20 protein-coding genes are annotated in these 25,189 nt (G+C 50.8%); 19 read left to right on the top strand and 1 reads right to left on the bottom strand.

The genetic code is table 11. The annotated features are described in order from the left end of the window. Nucleotides 1-14 precede the first annotated feature (14 nt). The 14 genes from tssC to GTGU_RS20935 all read left to right on the top strand — a co-directional run bounded on the left by tssC (nt 15) and on the right by GTGU_RS20935 (nt 19,055). On the top strand, nt 15-1,496 hold the full coding sequence (tssC, locus tag GTGU_RS20870) for a type VI secretion system contractile sheath large subunit (RefSeq protein ID WP_038161931.1): 1,482 nt from the start codon (nt 15-17) through the stop codon (nt 1,494-1,496). Nucleotides 1,497-1,504: 8 nt separating this feature from the next. Continuing rightward, nucleotides 1,505-1,921, top strand: a complete 417-nt coding sequence (gene tssE, locus GTGU_RS20875; RefSeq protein WP_038161934.1) for a type VI secretion system baseplate subunit TssE — start codon at nt 1,505-1,507, stop codon at nt 1,919-1,921. 5 nt (nt 1,922-1,926) lie between these two features. After that, entirely contained in the window at nt 1,927-3,759 is a 1,833-nt protein-coding gene (gene tssF, locus GTGU_RS20880; RefSeq protein WP_038161939.1) for a type VI secretion system baseplate subunit TssF, read from the top strand. Then, nucleotides 3,726-4,772 carry a type VI secretion system baseplate subunit TssG gene (tssG, locus tag GTGU_RS20885; RefSeq protein ID WP_038161942.1) on the top strand — a complete coding sequence of 349 codons (1,047 nt, stop codon included), beginning with the start codon at nt 3,726-3,728 and terminating at the stop codon, nt 4,770-4,772. Before tssF ends, tssG begins: the two co-directional genes overlap by 34 nt. A 16-nt stretch (nt 4,773-4,788) precedes the next feature. Continuing rightward, complete coding sequence (gene tagH, locus GTGU_RS20890; protein WP_425427530.1) at nt 4,789-6,066, top strand: type VI secretion system-associated FHA domain protein TagH; 1,278 nt, start codon at nt 4,789-4,791, stop codon at nt 6,064-6,066. Next, nucleotides 6,063-6,587 (top strand): type VI secretion system lipoprotein TssJ, encoded by a 525-nt coding sequence (gene tssJ / locus GTGU_RS20895; protein WP_038161948.1) that lies wholly within the window; start codon nt 6,063-6,065, stop codon nt 6,585-6,587. Before tagH ends, tssJ begins: the two co-directional genes overlap by 4 nt. 2 nt (nt 6,588-6,589) lie before the next feature. Next, complete coding sequence (gene tssK / locus GTGU_RS20900) at nt 6,590-7,933, top strand: type VI secretion system baseplate subunit TssK (RefSeq protein ID WP_038161950.1); 1,344 nt, start codon at nt 6,590-6,592, stop codon at nt 7,931-7,933. A gap of 4 nt (nt 7,934-7,937) precedes the next feature. Beyond that, entirely contained in the window at nt 7,938-8,756 is an 819-nt protein-coding gene (gene icmH / locus GTGU_RS20905; protein ID WP_084222824.1) for a type IVB secretion system protein IcmH/DotU, read from the top strand. Nucleotides 8,757-8,765: 9 nt separating this feature from the next. Next, a complete protein-coding gene (tssH, locus tag GTGU_RS20910) occupies nt 8,766-11,402 on the top strand; it encodes a type VI secretion system ATPase TssH (protein WP_038161952.1) in 2,637 nt (878 codons plus the stop codon). Nucleotides 11,403-11,428: 26 nt separating this feature from the next. Further along, the gene (gene vasI / locus GTGU_RS20915) at nt 11,429-12,088 is read left to right on the top strand and encodes a type VI secretion system-associated protein VasI (protein ID WP_051857414.1); all 660 of its coding nucleotides are present in this window, start codon (nt 11,429-11,431) and stop codon (nt 12,086-12,088) included. A gap of 12 nt (nt 12,089-12,100) precedes the next feature. Continuing rightward, nucleotides 12,101-13,483 (top strand): type VI secretion system protein TssA, encoded by a 1,383-nt coding sequence (gene tssA, locus GTGU_RS20920; RefSeq protein ID WP_038161954.1) that lies wholly within the window; start codon nt 12,101-12,103, stop codon nt 13,481-13,483. 12 nt (nt 13,484-13,495) lie between these two features. Beyond that, entirely contained in the window at nt 13,496-17,023 is a 3,528-nt protein-coding gene (tssM, locus tag GTGU_RS20925) for a type VI secretion system membrane subunit TssM (protein WP_038161957.1), read from the top strand. A 79-nt stretch (nt 17,024-17,102) separates the two neighbouring features. Continuing rightward, nucleotides 17,103-17,582 (top strand): Hcp family type VI secretion system effector, encoded by a 480-nt coding sequence (locus GTGU_RS20930; protein WP_038161960.1) that lies wholly within the window; start codon nt 17,103-17,105, stop codon nt 17,580-17,582. Between the two features lie 147 nt (nt 17,583-17,729). Further along, nucleotides 17,730-19,055 (top strand): VasL domain-containing protein, encoded by a 1,326-nt coding sequence (locus GTGU_RS20935; RefSeq protein ID WP_038162181.1) that lies wholly within the window; start codon nt 17,730-17,732, stop codon nt 19,053-19,055. On the opposite strand, the gene GTGU_RS20940 is transcribed toward GTGU_RS20935, so the two are convergent. Next, nucleotides 19,056-19,802, bottom strand: a complete 747-nt coding sequence (locus GTGU_RS20940) for a lipoprotein YafT (RefSeq protein ID WP_038161962.1) — start codon at nt 19,800-19,802, stop codon at nt 19,056-19,058. Between the two features lie 347 nt (nt 19,803-20,149). On the opposite strand from GTGU_RS20940, the gene GTGU_RS20945 reads away from it, so the two are divergent. From GTGU_RS20945 to GTGU_RS20965, 5 genes are read left to right on the top strand one after another with little or no spacing between them, the layout of a single operon-like run. Further along, the gene (locus GTGU_RS20945) at nt 20,150-21,064 is read left to right on the top strand and encodes a ParA family protein (RefSeq protein ID WP_051857403.1); all 915 of its coding nucleotides are present in this window, start codon (nt 20,150-20,152) and stop codon (nt 21,062-21,064) included. After that, nucleotides 21,061-22,428 carry an SPI-7-type island replicative DNA helicase gene (gene dnaB-PI, locus GTGU_RS20950; protein WP_038161965.1) on the top strand — a complete coding sequence of 456 codons (1,368 nt, stop codon included), beginning with the start codon at nt 21,061-21,063 and terminating at the stop codon, nt 22,426-22,428. The genes GTGU_RS20945 and dnaB-PI overlap by 4 nt, the downstream gene beginning before the upstream one ends. After that, the gene (locus GTGU_RS20955) at nt 22,425-24,140 is read left to right on the top strand and encodes a ParB family protein (protein WP_038161968.1); all 1,716 of its coding nucleotides are present in this window, start codon (nt 22,425-22,427) and stop codon (nt 24,138-24,140) included. The genes dnaB-PI and GTGU_RS20955 overlap by 4 nt, the downstream gene beginning before the upstream one ends. After that, nucleotides 24,133-24,387 (top strand): TraR/DksA C4-type zinc finger protein, encoded by a 255-nt coding sequence (locus GTGU_RS20960; RefSeq protein ID WP_038161972.1) that lies wholly within the window; start codon nt 24,133-24,135, stop codon nt 24,385-24,387. Before GTGU_RS20955 ends, GTGU_RS20960 begins: the two co-directional genes overlap by 8 nt. Next, complete coding sequence (locus GTGU_RS20965) at nt 24,380-25,123, top strand: DUF2786 domain-containing protein (RefSeq protein ID WP_038161975.1); 744 nt, start codon at nt 24,380-24,382, stop codon at nt 25,121-25,123. The genes GTGU_RS20960 and GTGU_RS20965 overlap by 8 nt, the downstream gene beginning before the upstream one ends. Nucleotides 25,124-25,189 lie beyond the last annotated feature (66 nt).

The following is a 25,189-nucleotide window of genomic DNA, read 5'->3' on the forward strand; positions in this document are numbered from 1 at the left end:
ACAAGGATTTCAGTATGTCTCAACAGGAAGAACTTGCTCCGGTCAGCGCCACACCAGCGGCTACCTCATCCCTGCTGGATGAAATTATGTCGCAAACCCGGTTTCAACCCGATTCTGAAAGTTACGATATTGCGCGTCATGGCGTTACTGCCTTTATTTCAGCCCTGTTGCAAAGCGACAACGATGCTGAGCCGATCGATATTCTCGCTGTTAATACCATGATTGCAGACATCGACGAGCGCATGGGTCGGCAGATGGATCTCATCATCCACTCTCCGGAATTTCAGGAGCTGGAATCATTTTTGCGTTCGCTGAAACTACTGGTGGAACGAGCAGATACACGGGAAAACATCAAAATCTGTGTCGTGCATGCCACTCAAGAGGAACTGTTCGACGATTTCGAGTTTGCACCAGAAATTACCCAGTCCGGATTTTATAAACACGTCTACTCCAGCGGCTACGGTCAATTTGGCGGTGAACCTGTCGCAGCGATTATTGGAAACTATGCGTTTAAAAACACCGCAGCAGATATGAAACTGCTGAAATATATCAGCACCGTTAGCGCGATGGCTCACGCCCCCTTCCTCTCATCAGTCTCTGCTGAGTTTTTCGGTCTGGATACCTGGGCTGAATTGCCAGGGATAAAAGATCCTGGCGCTATTTTTGAAGGTCCGGCTTATAGCAAATGGCGCGCCCTTCGTGAATCCGAAGATTCCCGTTATCTCGGCCTTACCGCACCACGTTTCCTGCTGCGTCAGCCCTATGCCCCCGGGGAAAACCCGGTAAAAAGCTTTAACTATCGTGAAGATGTCAGTTGCAATCACGAAGATTATCTCTGGGGTAACACAGCATTTTTGTTGGCCTCAAATATGGCGGAGAGTTTTGCGAAATACCGCTGGTGTCCAAACATCGTTGGTCCGCAAAACGGCGGAGCGGTTAAGGACCTGCCGGTACATCTGTACGAAGCCATGGGGCAGTTGCAGGCGAAAATTCCAACAGAAGTGCTGATTACTGATCGCCGCGAGTTCGAACTGGCTGAAGAAGGTTTTATCACGCTTACCATGCGTAAGGGCAGTGATAACGCCGCCTTCTTTTCTGCTAACTCTGTACAAAAGCCCAAAGTATTTCCGAATACGCCAGAAGGAAAAGAAGCCGAAACCAACTACAAATTGGGGACGCAACTACCCTATCTCTTCATCATCAGCCGCCTGGCGCATTACATCAAAGTGTTGCAACGCGAGCAGATTGGCTCATGGAAAGAGCGTGGCGATCTCGAACGCGAGCTGAATACCTGGATCCGTCAATATGTTGCTGATCAGGAAAACCCACCGGCAGAAGTCCGCAGCCGTAAACCACTACGTCAGGCGAAGATCGAGGTGCTGGACGTTGAAGGTGAACCGGGGTGGTATCAGGTTGCACTCTCTGTTCGACCCCACTTCAAATATATGGGAGCCAGCTTCGACCTGTCTCTGGTTGGGCGTCTGGACAGGGAGTAACTATCGAGATGGAGCGGGGTATTGGGGGAAGCTTATTTGAACGTATCAGCGATGCGGCTACGTTGTCGCCTCGTCGGAAACCGAAAATGGTGTTACTGCGCTCCATCATGCAGAACCTGCAAAACATCCTCAATACCCGTTCTGGTAGTTGTTGCGGCTCCCCCGAGTTGGGGATTGCTGATTTAAATGATGAAGCTCTCGTTTCCCGCGATTTCCGTCATGAAATAGGGCGGAGGCTGCATGATTGCATCCTTCGGTATGAGCCCCGTATCGCGAATGCAGTTGTGACTGCAGCCATATTGGATGGCTACTGCTCACTGGAGTTACGTTTTCACATTTTGGCTCAGGTGGATTTTGAAGATGCAGTTGATGTCCTGGAGTTTGACATTCTGCTGGATAGCCATCAGCACTTTCAGGTGGAATAAACATCATGGCTTTTGAAGAACGTTACTATCGGGAAGAGTTGGATTATCTTCGTCAGTTGGGCAAGTTGCTGGCAGAAGAAAAGCCACATCTGGCCCGTTTTTTGTCTGAAAAGGCAGGGGACCCTGATGTAGAGCGTTTGATGGAGGCATTTGCCTTCCTTTCTGGTGGACTACGGCAAAAACTCGAAGATGAGTTTCCGGAGTTTACGCACGGTATTATCAGAATGCTTTGGCCTAATTATCTCCGTCCTGTTCCTGCCATGACAGTGATTGAATACCAACCCAAAAACCGACTCAATGCGCCTGTTCAGGTTTGCCGTAATGAATTGATCAGATCACGAACTGTACATGGTTCGCTATCGCCTGGAAAAGGGGCACTGGCTGAGAGCGAGGACACTTTGCCTCCCGTTTGCCATTTCACTCTGGCGCGAGATGTCTGGTTGCAGCCTGTGCAAATAAAGGATGTCTGTAATAGTAGCACCCTTAAAGAAGGCGTCATTGATGTCCATTTTGTCGCAGCAGCGGGTATTTCCCTTCGCGCTCTGGATCTCAATAAGCTTACTTTCTGGCTGGGAAATGAAGATGACTATACTCGCCATCAATTGTATTTGTGGTTCAGCGAACGACTGAGCGACGCCGAACTCATTGCTGGAGAATGTAAGATCCAGTTACCTGATTTATGGCTGGAGGCTGCAGGGTTTGAACGTGGCGATGCGTTGTTGCCGTGGCCGAAAAACGTCCACAATGGTTACCGGGTCCTCCAGGAATATTTTTGTTATCTTGAGAGTTTCTTTTTCTTTCATCTCCGGGATGTTCCTCCGTTGCCGGAGGATTTTCCGGCTAATACCTTCACGTTACGGCTGCGTTTTAACCAGCCTCTGCCAGTTGATATTAAGCTGCGTCGCAATTCATTGCGACTTTATTGTACGCCTGCCGTCAACCTGTTTGTCCATCACGCAGAACCCGTCAGACCCGATGGTAGCGCAACTCAGTATCCGCTACGTGCCAGCCATAAACAACCGGATGCTTACGATATTTTCCAGGTGGCATCGGTATCCAGCAGTCTTCAGGTTTCAGACCGGCCTTCAGAACGGGGTAATAAAACCCGGACCTGGCCAGAATTTGAAAGTTTCAATCATCAGATTGAATACAGCCGCCAGCGCGAGGTGGTGTACTGGCATCATCGGACAAAAACATCCCTGTTCCATCAAGGTCTTGATCACGCGATTGCTTTTGTCCATGCCGATGGCAGCGAACCGGGGATTTCCCGATTGAAAGGAGAAGTCGTCACTGCATCATTGGTCTGTACCAACCAGATGTTACCCGCAGAGCTGCATACCGGCGACATTTGCGTCGCTATTGGCAAAAATCCAGCCGTTGCTTCTTTTAGTAACGTCACTCGTCCAACACGACCATTGTACCCCGTCACGGACGGCGATATGCACTGGTCGCTTATTTCCAGCATGAACCTGAATTACCTCTCCCTGCTGGATCGGGACGTACTGGTACAAATTCTTCGCACCTTTGATCTCCCAGGTGTCCACCACCCACAGCAGGCCAGGCTTTCCCGACAAAAGCTTGATGCCATTGAGAAGATGGAAACCAGGCCAGTGGACAGATTGTTCAAGGGCGTTCCAGCCAGAGGGCTCGCCACGACACTATGGATTAACCCCGCGCCGTTTGTCTGCGAGGGTGAGGTGTACCTGCTGGGAGCGGTGTTGTCAGCATTTTTCTCTCTGTATGCCAGCATCAACTCGTTCCACTGTCTGAAAATTATCAACACGGAGAGTCAGGAGGAATGGGAATGGCAAAGCAGCGGCCAACACGCCTTGATGTAGCGCAGCAGGAAGCGCTACCGGCAGACGTGCGCAGTATGAATTTTTGCATGTTGCTGGAATCGTTGTATCGACGCCATGGTGATTCCGGACGTGAGCCATCACTGCGAACCGAGCCAGGAAAGGAAGTGGTGCTTTTCAAATCTGACGCCAGTCTCGCCTTCCCGGGTAGTGATTTAAGCACGCTCGAACGCAACGATACCGGGCAGTTTTCCCTGACCACAAAATTTCTTGGCTTATCTGGTAGCCAGTCGCCGTTACCGGGCTATTACCTGGATCGGATGGCGCTGGAGTCCGCCCAAAATGAAGAGGGATTAAAAGACTTCCTCGATCTATTTAGCCACCGTTGGACGCAGTTTGTGTATCACGCCTGGCGCAAGTATCGCTATTACATCTGTTTTCGCAACGGCGGCACAGATCATTTTTCGCAGCGTATGTATGCCCTTGTAGGGTTGGGGAGCCAGAGTATCCGCGACAGGCTTGCCATTAATCACAGCAAAATGCTGGCCTACGCTGGTGTGCTGGCAACGCCGGGGCGTGCGCCGGAGGTCATCTGCAACCTGGTCTCGCACTGTTTCGATCTCCCGGTGGTTGCTATCAAAAGCTGGCAATTGCGCTGGGTTGCCATTACGCCATTTGAGCAGAACCGGCTTGGTGAGCGCACACCAAAGAAGAAAACCGCAGGGCATATTCCAGGTAAGTCGGTGTTAGGTGTCAATTTTACGCTGGGCGCGCGGGTACCGGATCGTAGCGGCAAATTCCTGCTGCAGATTGGTGACCTGTCGATGATGCGTTATCTGTCATTTTTGCCGGATGGCGAAAATCATCAGGCGCTGAAAATGTTCATCGCTTTTTTATTGCGCGACCAATTTGCCTGGGACTTACAGCTGTGTCTGGCACCGGATCAGGCAAAAGGGATGCGGCTCGGGGAGAGATCCAGCACATGCCTGGGAAGAACCAGCTTCATTGGTCAGCCGAAGGTTCCACCTTCCGTCACCCTCCACATCAGGGAATAATTTAATGGAGCAGTCCGTGGTTGATGAAAAACAACAACATAATAATGTATCACTGACGTTACAGGTGATGAATGGCAACGAACTGGAAAGCGGTCGTGCCGCGAAATGCCTATTCTCTGCAGACGGCGGGGATATTGGTCATGCCGGCGAGTGCCACTGGCCGGTACAGGACCGGGCAGGTTCTATTGCTGGCCGTGCCTGCGAGATTGTCCAGCATGACGGTGCATTCTGTTTACGTAGCCTGATGCCGGGATTAATGATCAATCTGGCCCCCGTAACTACCGACGCCGGACTGGTGCGCCTGTGCCAGGGTGATGAAATCAGCCTTGGCGCGCTGGCGTTAAAAGTCTTTCTGCATGAAGGAAAACGCATCAGCTATGACGAGCAGATGGCGACCCCCGAGAGCATTGTTACACGTCGCGATAGTCTGGCTGAGGCACTGATATCTACGGACGGTCAACCCGAATATCCAGGTATGCAGCACCGTCATCAACTGACGCCTACCGTGGTCAATGGTTTCTCGGCTGACCCTCTTCAGGTACTTCAGACCGAGAGCCTGACACAGTTTTCTGCGGCCTCTCTACAACAGCGCACGGTGCCGTTGTCCGATCTAAAGGCGAACGGGGGAATCGACAACCCATTTATGGATCTGCCACCGGTGTACGCCGATCCGCAGGACGACGAGACCTCGCTGGCAGACATGGCGCATAAACACCTTGCTGTAACACCGTTGCTGCGTGGCTTAGGCAGTTCGCTCAGTGTACAAAATACTCAGGACGCAGATGCCTTTCTGGAGGAATCAGGACGCGCGCTTCAGGCCGCCATTCAAGGACTGCTCGATCTCCAGCTCAGCCAGAACAGCCTGTCAGATAAGCATCTGCGCCCGCTGGAAGATAACCCATTGCGCCTGAATCTTGATTACGCCACGGCGCTGGAAGTGATGTTTGCTGAGGGAAAGAGTCCGGTATATCTGGCGGCACCTGCGGCTATTCGCGAGAGCCTGCGCAATGTCCGCCATCATGAAGAAGCCAATCGCGCCGCCATTTCCGAAGCGTTGCGGGTGATGCTTGATGCCTTCTCGCCGCAGAACCTGAAGCGTCGGTTTGTACAGTATCGTCGTAGCCATGAGTTGCGACGCGAACTGGATGATGCAGGAGCCTGGCGGATGTACAGCCACTATTACGAAGAGCTGGCATCCGATCGTCAGCAGGGTTTCGCCATGCTGTTTAATGAAGTGTATGCCCAGGTGTATGACCGGGTATTGCGTGAGAAACAGCGGGAGCTGGAAGCATGACGCTGAAGATGTTTCTGGTCAGCATCCTGATGATGGCTATGTTAACTGGCTGCGAAACGGCGAAAAAAATTGGCCAGGTTATCAGCGATCCTGACGTTCAGGTGGGCTCCCTGGCAGAACAACCTTCGGAACTTACCGTCACCCTACTTACTGAGCAGGATAGTAATATCAATAGTGACGGAGAACCTGCTCCTGTTGATGTTCAACTGGTCTACCTGAGTGATGACTCAAAACTGCAATCTGCTGATTACGACCAGATAGCCACCACGCCATTGCCTGATGTTCTCGGAAAAAACTATATCGAACATCAGGACTTTACCCTTCTCCCGGACACCATCAAAACCCAACCACCAGTGAAGCTGGACGGAAAAACACAGTTTATCGGTGTCGTGGCTTATTTTTCTGACGACCAGACCAGTGAATGGAAACAAACAGCATCGGTAGAAGGAACCGGGCATCGTTACCGCCTGCTGGTTCATGTGCGGCAAAACAGCATTGAGATAAAAAAAGAGGACGACTGACCATGGCAGCAATGAAAAACAGAGTGATTTGGCAGGAAGGCCTGTTTGCTCTGCCACAGCATTTTCAACAACAGCAGCGCCATAGCGACTATATCCTGAGTGAGCGATTGGGGGCGCTGGAAAATTTTGCCTGGGGATTTACCGAACTGTCAATCAATGAAGAGCTGCTCGCACAGGGTAAAATCATGATTAACCGGGCATCGGGTTGCATGCCAGACGGGACCGTGTTCCGCATTCCTGATCAGGATTTGCTGCCAGCGCCTTTTCAGCCAGACGAGCTGGCAACGCCCGAAAGCCATGATATTTATCTCGCGTTACCGGTCATTAGCGACGTTATCAATGAAATTAAAGGATTACGTAGCGCAGGGCAAAGCTCCGAGCGCTACCAACTTACCCTGACTGACGTCCGTGATTTGCATACGGATGGCGGCGACGTACAACCGCTCTCGCTCGGCCAACTGGTACCGAAAATTGTCAGCGGTTCAGACGATCTCAGCGCGATGGCGGTATTACCGTTGTGCCGTATTCGCAGCCAGTTGTCCGGCGGCGCGCTGGCGCTGGACGAAAGTTTCATCCCAACTTGCCAGACTGTCCGCGTCAGCACGGCACTGGAGCGGTTTGTTGGAGAAGTGCAGGGGCTTATTGTCACCCGTGCCGCCGATCTGGCTAAACGTATAGGTTCTCCGGAGCAAAGTGGTATTGCAGATGTTGCAGAATTTATGATGTTACAGATGCTTAATCGATATCAGATGCACTTTTCGCATTTGGCCAGTCTGCGCATTCTGCACCCACAAGCGTTTTACCTCGATTTAATCCGTGTACTGGGTGAATTGATGACGTTTACAGAAACCAGTCGTCTTCCTTGTACCGTTGAGCCTTATGATCATCGTGATCTCACGCAGTCATTCAAAACGGTCATCCCTGAATTGCGACGAGCGTTAAATATCGTTCTGCGACCTCGCGCGCAAAACCTGCCGCTGATTTTCACCGAAGGTATTTACCTCGCGACGATCAACGAACCGGAACTCCTGCAATCCGGGGTGTTTGTACTGGCCGTTCGTGCGCGGATGCCGCATAACCAGCTAATCCTTCAATTTACCCAGCAGTCAAAGATCGCGGCGACCGACAAAATCCGCAATATGGTCAGCGTGCAGGTGCCGGGTATTCCGTTGCGACCGCTTCCTGCTGCCCCGCGCCAGTTGCCGTATCACGACGGCTATGTCTATTTCGAACTGGAAAAGGGGGCAGCGACATGGCAGGACGTTGTGAAGGCTGGGGCACTGGCGATGCATATTTCCGGCACCTTCCCGGATCTGGATATGCAACTGTGGGCGATCAGGGGTTAAGACCATGAGCGAGCAGTTTGCCTTTTCCCATGACAGCAGCCGCGTTCCGGTAACAGAAGACTCGCCAGAACGGTTTAGTGCCTTTTCTCCTGAACTGGCAGAGGAAGGCGTCCATCGCCAGTATCGACTGGTGCTTCGTGGCAATAGTCTGAATCCGATGATTGATGCCGCTACACCGCTGCTGGGTATGGTGATGCGACTGACCACTATGAATAGTCATGCTATGCCAGAACATCTTTTCGCGCAGGTTGTGACTGACGTGCAGGCGGTAGAACAGCTTCTTCAGGAGCAGGGGTATGAGCCCGGTGTCATCGTCTCGTTCCGCTACATCCTTTGTACGTTTATTGATGAGGCGGCATTGGGGAATGGCTGGTCGAACAAAAACGAATGGATAAAGCAGTCATTACTGGTGCATTTCCACAACGAGGCATGGGGAGGCGAAAAAGTTTTCATTCTGCTTGAACGTCTGATGCGCGAACCAAAACGTTATCAGGATTTGCTGGAATTCCTGTTCCTCTGCTTTTCCATCGGTTTTCGCGGTCGTTACAAAGTTGCGCAACATAGTCTGGATGAATTTGAACAGATTTACCGCCGTTTGCACCATGTTCTGTATCCGCTTCGCGGTGAGGCACCATTTCCGCTATTGCATCTGGACCAAAAAAGACAGGACGGTCGCTATCAACTCATAAAACGCCTGACGATTAAACATATTCTGTTGGGCGGGCTCACATTGCTGATGCTGATTTACTTCTTTTATCTGTTGCGCCTTGATGCTCAAACTCAGGACATTCTCCACCAGCTAAACCGGCTTCTCGCCAGGTAAGGATACCCCATGATTCAAATTGATTTGCCGATGCTGGTTAACCGCCTTAATACCTTCACGAAACAGGCACTGGAGATGGCGGCGGCTGAGTGCATGAGTCAACAGGCAAGCGAAATTACGGTGAGCCATGTATTACTGCAAATGCTTGCTATTCCGCGTAGCGATCTTCGTGTCATTGCTGAGCAGGCGGAAATCGCCACAGATATGCTGCGCCAGGCGCTGACAGTCGAAAACTATGCCACCACCCGGCAGGTAGACGCTTACCCGGCATTCTCCCCCATGTTGGTCGAGTGGCTAAAAGATGCGTGGTTGTTGGCTTCAGCGGAGATGCAAATGACGGATCTCCGTGGAGGCGTCCTGTTACTGGCGCTTCTGCACACTCCGCAGCGTTATGTGTCTTCGCAGGCAGCAAGACTTTTGACGGCTATTAACCGCGATCGTCTGCAGCAGGATTTTAACCAATGGACACAGACCTCGGCAGAATCTGTCGTACTGCATGAGGGAGAGCATCCGTCTGTGATGACCACGAATGGTGATGATAGCTTGCTTGCGCGTTATGCGAAAAACATGACTGCCGATGCCCGCCACGGCAGGCTTGATCCGGTTTTGTGCCGTGATAACGAAATCGATCTGATGATCGATATTCTCTGTCGCCGTCGCAAAAATAACCCTGTGGTGGTTGGTGAGGCCGGTGTAGGGAAAAGTGCGCTAATTGAAGGGCTTGCTTTGCGGATCATCGCGGGAAGGGTGCCGGATAAACTGCGTGACACTGACATTATGACCCTGGACTTAGGAGCATTACAGGCCGGCGCATCGGTGAAAGGCGAGTTCGAAAAACGCTTTAAGGGGCTGATGGCGGAGGTGATTCAGTCACCCAAACCCATCATTTTATTTATCGACGAGGCGCATACTCTGATTGGGGCGGGTAATCAGCAAGGCGGCCTGGATGTTTCGAATCTGCTGAAACCAGCGCTGGCTCGCGGTGAACTAAAAACCATTGCTGCCACGACATGGAGTGAATACAAAAAGTATTTCGAGAAAGATGCCGCTTTGTCACGCCGTTTCCAGCTTGTGAAGGTGAGTGAACCGAATGCCGCGGATGCAACTATCATTCTGCGCGGTCTTTCGGCCGTTTATGAACAATCCCATGGCGTGCTAATCGATGATGATGCCTTACAGGCTGCTGCAACGCTGAGTGAACGTTATCTTTCTGGTCGTCAGTTGCCGGATAAAGCGATTGATGTGCTGGATACGGCTTGCGCCCGTGTCGCAATTAACCTCTCTTCACCACCGAAGCAAATTTCGGCGCTGAGCACAGAGTGTCATCAATACGAAGCGGAAATTCGTCAGCTTGAACGAGAGATGCGCATCGGATTACGTACCGATGCATCACGCCTGGAAGCGCTTCACGAGCAGTATGAATCAACACAACTGGCGTTACAGACGCTGGAAGACGCCTGGCATCAGCAGCAATCGCTGGTGCAGGAAATCATTGCATTACGCAAGACGCTGTTGAGCGATACAGAAGGTGCATCAAACATCGCTACCTCCGAGCAGCTGGTGACACTGACCGCGCAACTTAATACGTTACATGATGAACAGTGTCTGGTCTCACCGCACGTTGATAAAAAGCAAATCGCTGCGGTGATCGCTGAATGGACAGGTGTGCCGCTCAATCGCCTGTCGCAAAATGAAATGTCGGTGATTACAGATTTGCCCCAATGGTTGGGCAAAGTGATCAAAGGCCAGACCCTGGCGATTAGCCACCTCCATAAACATCTTTTAACTGCCCGGGCTGATTTACGCCGGCCAGGACGCCCGCTCGGCGCATTCCTGTTAGTGGGGCCAAGCGGTGTGGGGAAAACTGAAACCGTACTGCAACTCGCGGATTTACTCTATGGAGGACGGCAGTACCTTACCACTATCAACATGTCGGAATTTCAGGAGAAACATACCGTCTCGAGATTAATCGGTTCTCCGCCAGGCTATGTCGGCTATGGCGAGGGGGGCGTGTTGACCGAGGCAATCCGGCAGAAACCGTATTCGGTGGTATTGCTCGATGAAGTTGAGAAAGCGCATCCGGATGTGCTCAATCTGTTTTATCAGGCATTCGACAAAGGCGAAATGGCAGATGGCGAAGGTCGTCTCATTGACTGCAAAAATATTCTTTTTTTCCTCACCTCTAATCTCGGATACCAGGTCATCGTTGAACGTGCTGAATCCCCGGAGACTATATATGAAGCACTGTATCCGGTTCTGGCTGACTTCTTTAAACCGGCACTACTGGCACGCATGGAGGTAATCCCCTGGCTGCCGCTATCGAAGGAGACCATCGCCACCATTATTGCGGCGAAGCTGGCTCGTCTGGACAGCGTATTGCGTTCTCGTTTTGGCTCCGAGGTTGAAATAACGCAGGCAGTAACAGATGAAATCATGCAGCGCGTAACACGTGGAGAGAATGGTGCCCGCATGCTGGAGTCGATCATCGACGGTGAAATGTTGCCGCCGCTGTCGCTTTTGCTATTGCAGAAAATGGCAGCTAATACGGCAATTGCCCGCATCCGGGTTTCTGCAAAAGACGGTACGTTTACCGCTGATATCGAAGATGCTGACATGCCAGAGCCGTTGAGCGAAGGTGCGTTATGAGTGATGCCATTCGATGGTTGCTTAGCATGGTGTTGATAACGACACCGGTATTCGCCGGGAATGTGCCACCCGTTGAACCAGACGGGCAGGCGACGTTACAAGCCATGAGTATCTGTCGGAAAGAGGCTGCTGCGCTGGAGCGTCTCGCTTGCTACGACCATGTTCTTACCCCTGAGCAAGAGAATGATTTTGGTGGCGCACTGATTAAAGCACGTTATTCAGGGGAGGCATGGCAACGGGCTGTCGAGCAGGAGAAGCAGCGAATCGGCGCCACCACCACGCTACTTGTCACGCAAACGGAAGGGGAGCGTCCTGTTGTGGTGATCACCACGCCAGCAATTGGCAACCTGCCACCGCGCCCTGTACTGATGTTCAGTTGCGTTGACAATATTACCCGTATGCAGGTGGCGCTGATGCAGGCGCGTAAAGAAAACGATATTCCCGTGGTACTGAATGTCGATGGACGTCAATTCCGCAGCCGCTGGTTTGTCCGGGAAAACGGCATGCTTCTGGAATCCAGTCGTGGGTTAGCGGGTATTGATGAGATCAAACAACTTTTCGGAGCAAAAGTATTCACCGTTGATCTGGGTACTGAAGGTGCTGCCGGTAAGCTCACTTTTACTGTCGACGGGCTGTCGCAGGCGATTGCACCGCTACGGAAAACCTGCCACTGGGCCGGGGAATAAGGAGCGCACTCTATGGATCTACACAACCCTGACATCTGGATTTCACACTTGCTTGAGGCGCTGCCGGAAGAGAAACAATCCTGCGCGCTGAGTGACGACAATCCTCACTGGGAATTTATTGAGAGTGAAATCGTTAAGCTGGGGGCACTCGCGCATAATCAGCTTGATTTACCTGAGCTTCAACGCCATGGACTCCAGCTTTTGGCTTCAGAAAGTAAGGATGTACGTCTTCTGGCACATCTGTTGCGCACCCTACAGCATACTGGCGACCATCTTCTGGCCGTACGGCTTCTGGCGTTGTATGTCGAGCATTTCTGGCTGACTGCCTGGCCACAGAATGCTACGCAGAAGAAGCGGTTTGCCGATCAGATACTGAAACGTTTTGAGAAGGGGATTGACGGGTTCACTACGGCTGCAAATGCAACACAGCGGGATGCATTACTGGGTGAGCTTGCCAGGCTGGCGCAACTCTGGCAAGCGCATGAAGCGTCAGCACTGGCGCAAGCAACTGATGAGCTGGCGATATTGTATCGACATGCTTTTCAGGATGCTGCACCGGCAACAGTAACAAGTCCAGCAGTTGCAACTCCTGTTGCAGCACAGCCTGGTGCTCCCATAGCACCCGCTCCGACTGTGAGTGTTAATAGCCACGATGATAAAGCCTGGCGCGAGACCTTGTTGAAGGTGGCAGAAATTCTTTGCGAACGTCACCCGGAGTCACCTCAGGGGTATCGCTTGCGCCGCCATGCGCTATGGCAATCCATTTCCAGCACACCGCAGTCTGAAGCTGATGGACGCACTCCGCTGGCAGCGGTTTCTGCAGACATGGTCGCAGACTACCAGAATCGATTGAATAATGCCGATATCACGCTCTGGCAGCAGGTGGAACAAAGCCTGTTGCGGGCACCATACTGGCTGGACGGTCACCATCTCTCTGCCCGTATCGCACAACAACTTGGACATACCGATATTGCAGACGCAATCCGTGATGAAGCGAGCCGCTTCCTGCAACGTCTGCCGGGTCTGTCAGCATTGAAATTCAGCGATCGCACTTTTTTTATTAACGATACCACCCGGCAGTGGCTGGAGAACATTCCTGTCGTAACACCGGCAACAGTCGAAATTTCAGCGAACGAAGATACCCGTCTGGTCTGGCAGTGTTTTGAAGAACAGGGGCTGGAAGCGGCCTTGCATTTGCTTGAACAGCAGCCCGAGGGCGAACTACGTACGCGGTTTTATCGTGAATGGCTTGGGGCTCAAATGCTTGAAGCCACCGGACTGAAACAACTGGCGCGCCAGCATTACGGCACATTGTATCAGTCAGCGTGCCATATTTCGCTGGCGGAGTGGGAACCTGCATTGCTGCAACATCTGGAAGAACAGATAAAAGAATAACAAGGAGCTTTTGTGTTCAGAATACCGACGCCCCGCATTTTTACCGGGCTGAAATCATTGTTCAGGCCAGCAATGCCCCGACTGACCGTGTCCGCAGGCTGGTTGCTGGCACTGGCATGGATTTTTCTACTGGTATGGATTTGGTGGAAGGGCCCAGCGTGGACGCTGTATGGCGAGTCATGGCTTAAACCGCTGACGAATCGCTGGCTGGCGACGGCGATATGGGGGCTGATAATGCTGGTGTGGCTCACGGTAAGAGTCATGAAGCGACTGCAACAGATAGAAAAGCAGCAGAAGGAACAACGTCAGGAGGCGCAGGATCCGCTGGTCCAGGAGATTAACTATCAACAACGTTATCTGGATCGCTGGCTGTTGCGTTTTCAACGTCATCTTGATAGCCGACATTATCTGTGGCAACGCCCATGGTACATGGTTATTGGGCCGCGCCAGAGTGGTAAAACCACACTAGTCAGGGAAGGATTCCCGTCCGATATTCTCTATACCCCGGAGAGTTCGCGTAGTGCAGAACAGCGAGTGGCTATTACGCCACATGTTGGCAAACAAGCTGTCATTTTTGACATTGACGGTGTGCTAATTGCGAGCGGAGATGATGACCTGTTACAACGTCGATTGCGGGAACACTGGCTGGGCTGGTTGTTGCAACAACGAGCGCGCCAGCCGCTCAACGGCATTATCCTGACGATCGATCTCACCGATTTGTTGACGGCCAATAAAGTCCGTCGGGAGCAGCTTTTACAGTTGCTCCGCAGTCGTTTCCAGGAGGTTCGCCAACAACTTCACTGTCGGTTGCCCGTCTACCTCGTGCTGACGAAACTGGATTTGTTGTCGGGGTTTTCTGCGCTATTTCAGGCAGTTGAAAAAAAAGATCGCGATACTGTTCTTGGCGTAACGTTTACCCGAAACGCCCATGAAAAAGATGCGTGGCGAACGGAACTGAATGATTTCTGGCAGGAGTGGGGGCAACAAATGAACCATGCTCTGGCGGATCGTATGCTTGCGCAAAGCAGTGCAACGCAGCGCAGTTCTCTGTTCAGTTTTTCACGCCAAATGCAGGGGGCAGGCACTCAGCTGACAACGCTCATTGACGGTTTACTCGATGGTGAAGGTAACGATGTCATGCTGCGTGGTGTTTATCTCACCTCTTCGGCACAGCGCGGTCAGGTGGATGATATTTTCACGCAGTCTGCTGCCCGGCAATATGGCCTTGGCAGCCGTTCTCTTACGGCCTGGCCGCTGGTGGAAAGCTCGCCTTATTTTACCCGTATGCTTTTCCCTCAGGTATTACTGGCAGAACCTAATCTTGCGGGTGAAAACAGCGTCTGGCTAGCAGAGTATCGCCGCCGTCTCTCCTGGTTCTCGGTAGCCGGTGGTGTGGTGATGCTGGCGCTGATTGGCGGCTGGCATCATTACTACAACAGTAACTATGACGCGGGTGTCACTGTGCTCAGACAGGCGAAATCCTTTATGGCGATCCCGCCTCCGCAGGGCGGGGACGACAATGGAAACCTGCAACTTCCACTGCTTAATCCGTTACGTGATGCGACGCTTGCTTATGGTGACTGGGGTGATCATAACCGGTTAGCGGATATGGGGCTGTATCAGGGAACGCGCATTGGTCCCTATGTCGAACAGACGTATTTGCAACTACTGGCGCAGCGTTATATGCCCGCAGTACTTAATGGTCTGGTGAATGATCTAAACAACGCCCCGCCTGAAAGTGAAGAGAAGCTCGCCGTATTACGTGTCATTCGTATGCTGGAAGATAAAAGCGGACGAAATAACGCGGTGGTGAAACAGTACATGGCGAAGCGCTGGAGCGAAAAATTTCATGGCCAGCGTGATGTTCAGGTGCAACTTATGTCGCATCTGGACTATGCGCTTAATCGTACGGACTGGCATACACAGCGACTGGCGGGGGATGGCGATGCTATCAGCCGCTGGGCGCCTTATGGGAAGCCGGTGGTTGCAGCACAGAAAGAGCTCAGCAAACTACCTGTATATCAGCGGGTTTATCAAAGTCTGAAAACCCGCGCTCAGGGTGTGTTACCCGCCGATCTTAACCTTCGGGATCAGACTGGCGCCGCGTTCGATCGGATTTTTATCGCCGGCGATGACGCAAAACTCATCATCCCGCAATTTCTTACCCGCTATGGTCTGCAAAATTACTTCGTGAAACAGCGGGATGAGCTTATTGAACTCACTGCAATGGATTCTTGGGTACTCAATCTGACACATAGTGTCAGTTACAGCGATGCAGACAGAGAGGAGATCCAACGACAGCTGACAGAACAATATCTGAGCGATTATATCGCCACCTGGCGAGCCGGTATGGATAACCTGAATGTTCTTGACTATGAATCTGTGCCAGAGATGACAGATGCGCTGGAGCAAATTATCAGTGGTGATCAGCCTTTCCAGCGGATACTGGTGACGCTTCGTGATAATACACAACCTACCCGGCTTTCTGAGAAACTCGATGAAAAAGCCAGAGACGCATTACAGGCAGAGCCGGACTACCGCCTGTTGACTCGCCTTGGGCAGGAGTTTTCGGCAGAAAACAGCACGCTGGCAGAACAGAAGGAAAAAGCCAGTACCTTACAGGCTGTCTATCAGCAACTGACAGAACTCCATCGCTATTTGCTGGCGATACAAAATGCACCGGTACCAGGTAAATCAGCATTAAAAGCCGTACAGTTGCGGTTGGACCAAAACAGCAGCGATCCGATTTTTGCAACCCGACAACTGGCTAAAAACCTGCCCGCACCGCTAAACCGGTGGGTGGGTAAACTGGCGGATCAGGCCTGGCACGTTGTCATGGTGGAAGCAGTTCATTATATGGAACTGGACTGGCGTGACAATGTCGTGGAAACCTTTAACACTCAGTTGGCTGATAAATACCCCTTTAATCCGCAGGCCAAAGAAGATGCCTCGCTTGATGCGTTTGAACGGTTCTTTAAGCCCGATGGTGTTCTGGATACGTTTTATCAGCAGAACCTGAAGCTGTTTATTGAAAACGATCTGAGCCGGGATGACGACGATAACGTGATTATTCGTGAAGATATCCTCAGCCAGCTAGATGCAGCGCAGAAAATTCGTGACATTTTCTTTAGTCGCCAGAATGGATTAGGCGCGCAATTTGCGGTGGAAACTGTGGCGTTGTCGGGTAACAAGCGGCGCAGCGTACTTAATCTTGATGGTCAACTGGTGGACTATTCGCAGGGGCGTAATTATACCGCACATCTGGTCTGGCCGAATAACATGCGTGAAGGAAACGAGAGCAAGTTGACGTTAATAAGTGCCAATGGCAGCGCACCGCGCAGTATAACTTATAGTGGCCCGTGGGCGCAGTTCAGACTACTTGGCGCTGGGCAGCTAACTGGCGTACAGGAAGGAACATTCACGGTTCGCTTCAATGTCGATGGTGGGTATATGATTTACCGTGTACATACAGACACAGAAGACAATCCCTTTACCGGAGGGTTGTTCAGCCATTTTCGCTTACCGGATACGTTGTACTAAACAAAACATCCGTCCCGGAAGAGTAATCCGGTGCGGTTTTTATATCTACCTTGAATATTTATGATCATAAGGGATTGTCATGGCGAATATTATTTATTTAACACTCAACGGGCAAATGCAAGGATTAATTTCAGCTGGGTGTTCCTCTCTGGATTCAATCGGCAATAAAGCACAACTGAGTCATCGCGATCAAATCATGGTTCTGGCACTCACTCACGGATTAACTCGCCAGCAGAATGTTAATCATCAGGCATTGAGACTGGTTAAACCGGTTGATAAGTCGTCGCCCCTGCTGGGAAAGGCCATAAATGAAAATGAAGCGTTAAGTTGTGATTTCAGTTTTTATCGCACCAATCGGACAGGCCTGAATGAATGTTATTATAGGCTTAAATTAACAAATGCCAGAATCTCCAGTATTCAACTACACAATCCTCATACTATCGATGACAGTGAGGGGCAACCGGAAGAGTCTATAGATCTTACATATGAATCCATTAGCTGGGAGCATTGTACTGCGGGTACAAGTGCTTACAGCCTGTGGAGTGAGCGTATATTCTAAACGCTGCATCCAAAAGAAATACTGAAATGAAACAATATTATGACTGATTCCATTTTGTAAAGACGTCAGTAATATGCAAACCATTTGGGTAGCACTTCAGAAAATAAACGCTTTCAATCCTTGAATAGTCTATTGAGTAAAGAAAAAATGAATATATCTGCCGATACTCAGACAATTACTACGGGTCGTGATCCTCGCGGTCTTGCGGAATTCAGTGCCATTCGTGAGGAGATCAACAAAGCCAGCCATCCTTCGCAGCCGGAAATGAACTGGAGACTGATTGAATCACTGGCACTGAGCATTTTCAAATCCAACGGTGTGGATTTGCATACTGCGGCCTGGTACACGCTGGCACGGACCCGTACACAAGGCCTGGCCGGGTTTTGTGAAGGTGCAGAATTGATGGCGGCGATGATAAGCCATGAATGGGAAACGTTCTGGCCACAAAGTGGGGTAGCCAGAACAGAAATGCTCGACTGGTTTAATACCCGTACCGGCAATATCTTGCGCCAGCAACTGTCTTTTTCTGACGCCGATCTTCCTTTGATGTATCGCGTGGAACGGGCACTGCAGGTGATTTGCGATAAGCTACAGCAAGTGGAACTCAAGCGCGTTCCGCGCGTGGAAAACCTGCTTTATTTTGTCCAGAACACACGAAAACGCTACGAGCCACAGCCGAAATCGACCGTGACAGATAAAACGGAAATGACGACCGTTCGCACGTTGATCTACCAGCCGGAAAGCATAGAAACTGATTCGATGATTTCTTTGCCAGAACTACCAGAAATGAAAGTTACTGTGCATCGTGGCGTGATGGAGGATTCAGCCTCTGAGGCAAGTCCTGTCGGCCTCCTGAAAGGTTTTTTTGCCGGTGTGATCTGTTCTGTGGCCGTCGCTACTGCTCTCTGGTGGTGGTGGGTTTATCCCATACAGCAACAGAACAATCGGGTGCGTGATGTCACATCGGGAATGTCAGCTATCTGGCTGGCGTCGCCGACGCTTACTGACTATGATGCGCAACTCAGGAAACTGCTCAGCGCTTCCCCTTTACAGCAACTGGAAGTTGGCGAACAAATGACACGCATCGCTGATGGTCACTGGCCGGAAAGTCTGCAGCAGCAACAAGCCACCCGAAAATGGAATGAGGCGCTGAAAACCCGGGCGGCAGGCAGTCCGTCGCTGCATGGCTGGCAGCAAACGCGGACTGATTTGCGGGCATTCGCCGAATTGTTGCTACAACGGGAGCAGAATAAAGAAGGTCTCACGCTCTCGCATATTAAAACCGTGATCTATCAGGCCGAGAGGATGCTGAATCAGGAGGTTCCACTGGAGTATTTGCTGACGCAATATGAAGAGTGCCGTGCTCATGGTGAAAATACCGATCTACTCAAAAAACAAATTAACGAACGGGTCGATGGTGTGATAAGCCGCTGGTGGCTACTCACAAACGAGCCAGCAGCGGCAGCAGAATAATTATTCGTAGCGGCTGACCAGATCCTTCACCGCCGCTGCATAGGTTTTTTGTTTTAACCTGGCGATTTGTTGTTCCTGCGTTTCTGACGTAGGTCCTGTTGGCGACAGTACACTATATTCATAATTGACGGGCGACCAGGTTGCCCATTCACCCGTTGCGACATCCACCAGCGCGAAGCGTACCAGATAGCGGAGCAGGGTAGCATCTGTGAGTTTTTCATTTTGGTAGCCTGACCATACTGTATTTTTGGTAACGGTATCGTATTTCCCGGTCTGTAATTCATCCCAGTAAACAATCACCGCTTTTTGTCGACCCTTTGCTGCAATATAACGTAAGGCCTGCATATAATTCATATTTTCACTTTCAGCTGTATCCGCGTTTTTATTACAGGAGAGCGATTTTTGTGGATCAGGGATCCCGGAGAAAGACGAAATTAAATAATATTTACTCATCTCCTGCTGCATCATCATTTCTGGCGCCCGACTGCCTGACTGAACCAGTATGACGGAAGCATTCAGCGGAACATTGAATTCTTCTCCTTCCAGAGCGTCCTGAATATCTTCTTCCGAAACGGCCAGTGTGGCTTCGCTTCCGAAGACATCTCTGTCTGTCAGTTGCACAGTGGCAGCTTTACTAATACGACTTTCCACACGAGGTGCTCCCGTTTTTTTGGCGTCGATGGGGGAATATGAGCAGCCTGTAAGAAATGTGACAGCGCATAAAAATAGCGTTAATCGCGAATGCATACTTTATGATCCTTCAACAGTATTCAATATTACGGTAAGTGTTTTTTGCGATTATATACTGCTGAACTTTTGCCGGGAATATAACTTTTATATTTATTGTGGTGATGTTTTTTAATTAAATATAAATGGAACAGATTTATTAAGTAATGATGCTGACCCAGGGAAGGTAATCTGAAATACAAAAAACAAAAACCCGCCAGAGGCGGGTTCTTTAAATAAGTGGTGCCCGGACTCGGAATCGAACCAAGGACACGGGGATTTTCAATCCCTGTGACAAAATGTTAAATTCCATAGAAGAATGATCGGTATTTGTTGAATCGCATCCTGATTAATTTTCAGGTGCTAAAATGCATTTACAATCAATCGATTATCCAAAGTTGGGCGTTAAGCCTCGTATTATACCTGTTGTTTCCACTAAGGGCGGCGAGGGTAAGTCTACTCAGTCAGCTAATCTTGCAGGATTTCTGGCCGATGCAGGCATCAAAACACTTCTGATTGATGGCGATCATGCTCAGCCAACGGCCAGCAGTATATTCCCGCTTGAATACGAAGCCCCTGGTGGTTTGTACGAACTGTTGATGCAGACAGTTGATCTCTCCAATCCAGATAATCTGATCTCCCGTACGTCAATCAATAATCTGGACATTATCGTTTCCAACGATCCTCGTAATTTTCTCCCTACTGCAATGCTGAATGCGCCTGATGGACGAGTTCGTCTCCGAAATGCTCTTTCACATCCCCTTTTTAATTCATATGGCGTGATTATTGTCGATTCACAAGGCTCGCGGTCAGTGATGTCTGAGTTAATCATCCTTGCTTCCACCGGAACCATGGTGGGTATTGCCAAACCAATTCTTCCTGATGTCAGGGAGTTCATGCGCGGTACAGTCGCGCTGATGGAAGAATTGTTGCCTTATTGTGCGTTTGGCATTCAGCTTCCGGTCACAAAATTGCTCATCAACTGTATGGAATACGACAATCTGTCTGTTGAGACTCTCGCCGAAGTCAAAGCGGTCGTTGAAGATAAACGCTACAGCGCCCATGCAGACAAAATTCATATCGACTTGCTGGAGACATGTATCTATGACCTGACTGTCTATGTCCTTGGGCATGTTAAGGGCGTACCGGTACATCGTCTTGAAAAAAATACCCGGCGTAAAAGCGACTCAGCATTTACGTCAATGTATCAGTTGGCATGTGAACTTTTCCCTGAGTGGAAAGCGAATTTTGATGCGTTAGCTAATGCGGGGGGCGAGGAATGACCTCTAACAACCGCAGAAATGTATCAGGGCTGTTTTCTCAGGATGCTGAGCAGAGCGTCATTGGTGGCCTGATGCTTGATAACGACTGCTGGGATGAAGTGGCGCTCCGTCTCAATACCGATGATTTCTATTTCAAGGTTCATCAGGTCATCTTTCATGAAATGGCGCGCCTGGTTGCAGCAGGGCGTCCGATTGACCTGATCACACTTGCTGAGAGCATTGAAAGCCGCGGTAAGGATGCGCTTGAGCAACTTGGCGGATTCGCCTATCTGGCTGAACTTTCAAAAAATACTCCGAGTGCGGCCAATATCGTCGCTTACTGTGACATTGTTGCCAGGTACAGCCAGGGGCGACAGTTGGTCGCAATTGGTACTGAGATAACCGAAACTGTTAAGGCATCCGGCGCTGATATCGGGGCGGTGATGGAAACCGCAGAGCAAAAAATTACTCGGCTGGCAGAACGTTCAGAGCCACAGCAGGCCGTGACGCTGCTTGACGGCATGGAAAAACTTCTTACAGAGCTGGAACGTCGTTGCAATGTGCCTGATGGTATTACTGGTACGCCTACGGGATTTGACGATTTTGATGCCATGACCAGCGGGCTGCAGGCAGCTGATCTGATACTTATAGCTGCAAGGCCTTCAATGGGGAAAACTGCCTTTCTGATCAGCCTGATTTTGAATTCACTTCTGAAAAAAGCCGATACACATGCGCAGTTTTACAGCCTTGAGCAGCCCACCGAGCAGATCCTCATGCGTATGGTCGCTTCACTTGGCAGTGTAGATTTAACACATTTAAAAAATGGCCAGATGGATGATGAGGACTGGGCGCGCGTTTCAAACGCATCTTCACTATTGATGGGGGACCTTAAAGACCGCCTCATCATAGATGACACAGGCTCATTGACCCCCGCCATGCTCAGAATTCGCGCCCGTCGTAACGCCCGCCGTTATGGTCACCCTTCAGTCATCGGTCTTGATTACCTGCAACTGATGCGTTGTCCGGATCAGGAGAACCGCACACAGGAAATTGCTGAAATCTCGCGGTCACTCAAAGCGCTGGCGAAAGAAATGAGTTGTCCGGTTGTTGCCCTTTCGCAGCTGAATCGTCAACTGGAGAGTCGTGCTGATAAACGGCCTAACAATGGTGATCTTCGTGATTCCGGTGCACTGGAACAGGATGCTGACGTAATTGTCTTTATCTATCGTGATGAGGTCTATCACGAAAACACTGAAGACAAGGGGGTTGCTGAAATTATTGTCAGCAAACAGCGTCAGGGACCAATTGGTACCATCCGACTGCAGTACGAAGGCCGATATACGCGTTTCTCTGCTAACCCTGGTCTGACCGGGAGGTTTGCATGAGCAATGCCCGTGGTCTTAACCTTGGCGACGCCATGTTGCAGCGAGGAAAATCACCAGTTCAGGCTGCTGCTGATAATACTCCCCCTGTAACCCAGCCAGTAAACGAAATGGCAATGGTTCTTACCCTTGACCAGCTTCGCCCCAATCCGGATAACCCGCGCAAAGGGCGTAACCCTCGTTTTGAGGAAATTAAAGCTTCCGTCCGTGCTCGAGGATTGGATTCGATTCCAAAAGTGACCCGCGATCCGGATGGTGATGATGTTTATATCTTTAGTGACGGAGGAAATACCCGGTATCAGATCCTCTGCGATCTCTGGCAGGAGACTGGTGATGAACGTTTTTATCGCGTTCATACAATCTTTAAACCCTGGCCTGGACGTCTAAAATGTCTGGTTGGTCATCTGGCTGAGAATGAGGTCAGGGGAGATCTCACCTATATAGAAAAGGCATTTGGTGTTCATAAAGCGCGCGTAATTTATGAAGAACAACTGGGTCGAAGTGTGACTTTGCGAGAGCTTTCGGATCTGTTGGGTAAGGAAGGTTATCCTATTGATTACTCCAGCGTAAGCCGGATGGAAGATACGCTTAATTACCTGTATCCACATATGCCCCAGTTGCTTGAAAGTGGTATGAGCCGTGGTCAGGCAACACCACTCCTGAGCCTTCGTTCTTCTGCTATGAAGGTCTGGAAATCTTTCAGCGGTGACGTAAACCCAGAATGTTCTCTTGATGATGTGTTTGGTGCAGTTTGCCGGTGTTTTGATGAACCTGAAAGCTATGCCCTTGATATTTTCAGGGATGAGTTTATCGGTCAACTGGTTAAGGCTCTTCCCCATCCAAGCCTGAATTATGACCGCTGGTTAATTGAACTTGATCCTCGTGAGCAAAAACGCCGGGAACAGTTTGGCGAACCGCCTCCACTGCCAGCACCTACGCCCGCGTCTGAACAGTCAGGTGGGCGGGAGCGCACAACACCACCAGTGACGACCCTGCCTGCAGATAACTCATCCCAGCCCCCTGTTACTGGTCTGCGTAGCGGTACGCTGACCACGCCAGGGCGTCCGGAAGCAGTACCAGAACTTCAGGACAATACTGCACTTCCCGGCGGTATGTCTGTTGGAAGTGAGACGCGTCGTGAAGTACAGAATGACCTGTTTGGCGGAAATCCTGTGATTACCGGTCAGACAGAGAATCCTGATAACGCCGGAGAATGGCAATTTAAGTCAGATGTTAATGCCAGCGCGCTCATTTCTGCTTTTGGTGAACAGGATGAAACTTCCACACCTTCAGTTAGCTCCGTGGCCTTCGCCGCAACCGGGTTGGAACCGGTCAATGATATCTGGCACATCTCCGCATTACAGGACGACATCGAGCACCTGCAGGATATGGCTTATCGGCTTACTTTCGAAATTGCGGAAGCGATGGGCTGCGCGGACTGTGTTCGGGAGGATAAAGACCATCATTCAGCTGGTTTCTCCATTTCAGAGAATGCCAGCGAGTTTACTCTTTTCCTCGCCGGGCTATCAGGTTCACTGCCTAACAAACAGTTCAATATGTTCATGTTCTGCCTGAATTTTTTTGGCTTTCAGGAACCTGCAGATACTGCCGTTTTCGATGATGTCACTGTTGTAAAAACAATGCGCCTTATCCGCGTTATACGGCGTCTGCGTGAGCTGCAGCGTCTGGCTGCGAAGGGAGGGGAAAATGTCTGAGGACCTGAATGATGAAATGGCTCAGGTCAGTACCGCTATTTTCACCCAGCGCGGCATCGATGCTATCAGGGCAAAAGTGCACTCGTTACGCCCGTCAAAAGAGATTTGCGAATGCTGCGGCGCGGACATTCCCGCTGCCCGTCAGCTGGCAGTGCCGGGCGTAGAGTTGTGTGCTGCTTGTCAGGATGTGAAGGAGAAGCAGGATGTTCACCGTGCTGCCGGCTGCAGGGGGCTACACCATGTCTGAAAATACAAAAGTGATTGCACGTATCCGGCGACTGATGGCGCTGGGTACCCGGAACAGTAATCCACACGAGGCGGCCCGTGCAGTGGCTCTGGCTCAACGGCTGATGCAGCGTCATGGGCTGACCCCTGACATGCTTTCTCTTCATGATATCCAGGAATCCGTCTGTCAGAACCTGACCAGTAATGCTGAAAAAGTGCCAGCCTGGCTAAGTTCACTCGCAACAGTGGTATGCATGGCCACGGGCTGCCGTTGCTGGTTTGGCTGGCATATTCACACTAGTTGCAGTGGTGTAAAAAGCGTTCGCCGATCTCTGCACTTTTATGGTTTCAGCGGGAGAGCCGAAGTTGCGCTCTATATCTATACCGTTTTACAGCGGCAACTTCGTGCAGACACTGACGGTCAGATTGCCGGATACCGGAAGCGCCGTATTCTTAAGAACACGCTTCGTCGCAGAGCCGATCAGTTTCGTGAAGGATGGGTATCTGGCGTCTGGCAGGTACTGCAGTCATTTGCGCCTTCAGAATGTGAGAATTCCATGCTTCAGCGCTGGCTTGCCCAGCGTCACACCGGCGACACCCTGGGGAATGTAAACGTCAGGGCGGCCGGTAAATGCCGTGGCGACAGAGCAGCACGCGTAGCGGGCTGGCTCGCGGGGCGGGATACTGAAGTTCATCAAGGCCTGACTGGTGCGCAGGCTCAACAGCAGATTACGGCGGGAGGCTGTACACATGAGTAACATTATTTTATGGAGTGCCTGCCTGTCGGGCTGGCTTTTTGATGTTCTGCTTGTTGCCGATCAGAT

The organism is Trabulsiella guamensis ATCC 49490, assembly GCF_000734965.1.
GTDB lineage: Bacteria > Pseudomonadota > Gammaproteobacteria > Enterobacterales > Enterobacteriaceae > Trabulsiella > Trabulsiella guamensis.

Coding starts and splice junctions, on each gene's coding strand:
- vasI (WP_051857414.1), top strand. CDS start 11,429: ATGGTGTTGATAACGACACCGGTATTCGCCGGGAATGTGCCACCCGTT.
- GTGU_RS20930 (WP_038161960.1), top strand. CDS start 17,103: ATGGCGAATATTATTTATTTAACACTCAACGGGCAAATGCAAGGATTA.
- dnaB-PI (WP_038161965.1), top strand. CDS start 21,061: ATGACCTCTAACAACCGCAGAAATGTATCAGGGCTGTTTTCTCAGGAT.
- tssH (WP_038161952.1), top strand. CDS start 8,766: ATGATTCAAATTGATTTGCCGATGCTGGTTAACCGCCTTAATACCTTC.
- tssJ (WP_038161948.1), top strand. CDS start 6,063: ATGACGCTGAAGATGTTTCTGGTCAGCATCCTGATGATGGCTATGTTA.
- tssK (WP_038161950.1), top strand. CDS start 6,590: ATGGCAGCAATGAAAAACAGAGTGATTTGGCAGGAAGGCCTGTTTGCT.
- GTGU_RS20940 (WP_038161962.1), bottom strand. CDS start 19,802: ATGCATTCGCGATTAACGCTATTTTTATGCGCTGTCACATTTCTTACA.
- tssC (WP_038161931.1), top strand. CDS start 15: ATGTCTCAACAGGAAGAACTTGCTCCGGTCAGCGCCACACCAGCGGCT.
- GTGU_RS20945 (WP_051857403.1), top strand. CDS start 20,150: ATGCATTTACAATCAATCGATTATCCAAAGTTGGGCGTTAAGCCTCGT.
- tssE (WP_038161934.1), top strand. CDS start 1,505: ATGGAGCGGGGTATTGGGGGAAGCTTATTTGAACGTATCAGCGATGCG.
- GTGU_RS20960 (WP_038161972.1), top strand. CDS start 24,133: ATGTCTGAGGACCTGAATGATGAAATGGCTCAGGTCAGTACCGCTATT.
- GTGU_RS20935 (WP_038162181.1), top strand. CDS start 17,730: ATGAATATATCTGCCGATACTCAGACAATTACTACGGGTCGTGATCCT.
- tssA (WP_038161954.1), top strand. CDS start 12,101: ATGGATCTACACAACCCTGACATCTGGATTTCACACTTGCTTGAGGCG.
- tssG (WP_038161942.1), top strand. CDS start 3,726: ATGGCAAAGCAGCGGCCAACACGCCTTGATGTAGCGCAGCAGGAAGCG.
- GTGU_RS20955 (WP_038161968.1), top strand. CDS start 22,425: ATGAGCAATGCCCGTGGTCTTAACCTTGGCGACGCCATGTTGCAGCGA.
- icmH (WP_084222824.1), top strand. CDS start 7,938: ATGAGCGAGCAGTTTGCCTTTTCCCATGACAGCAGCCGCGTTCCGGTA.
- tssF (WP_038161939.1), top strand. CDS start 1,927: ATGGCTTTTGAAGAACGTTACTATCGGGAAGAGTTGGATTATCTTCGT.
- GTGU_RS20965 (WP_038161975.1), top strand. CDS start 24,380: ATGTCTGAAAATACAAAAGTGATTGCACGTATCCGGCGACTGATGGCG.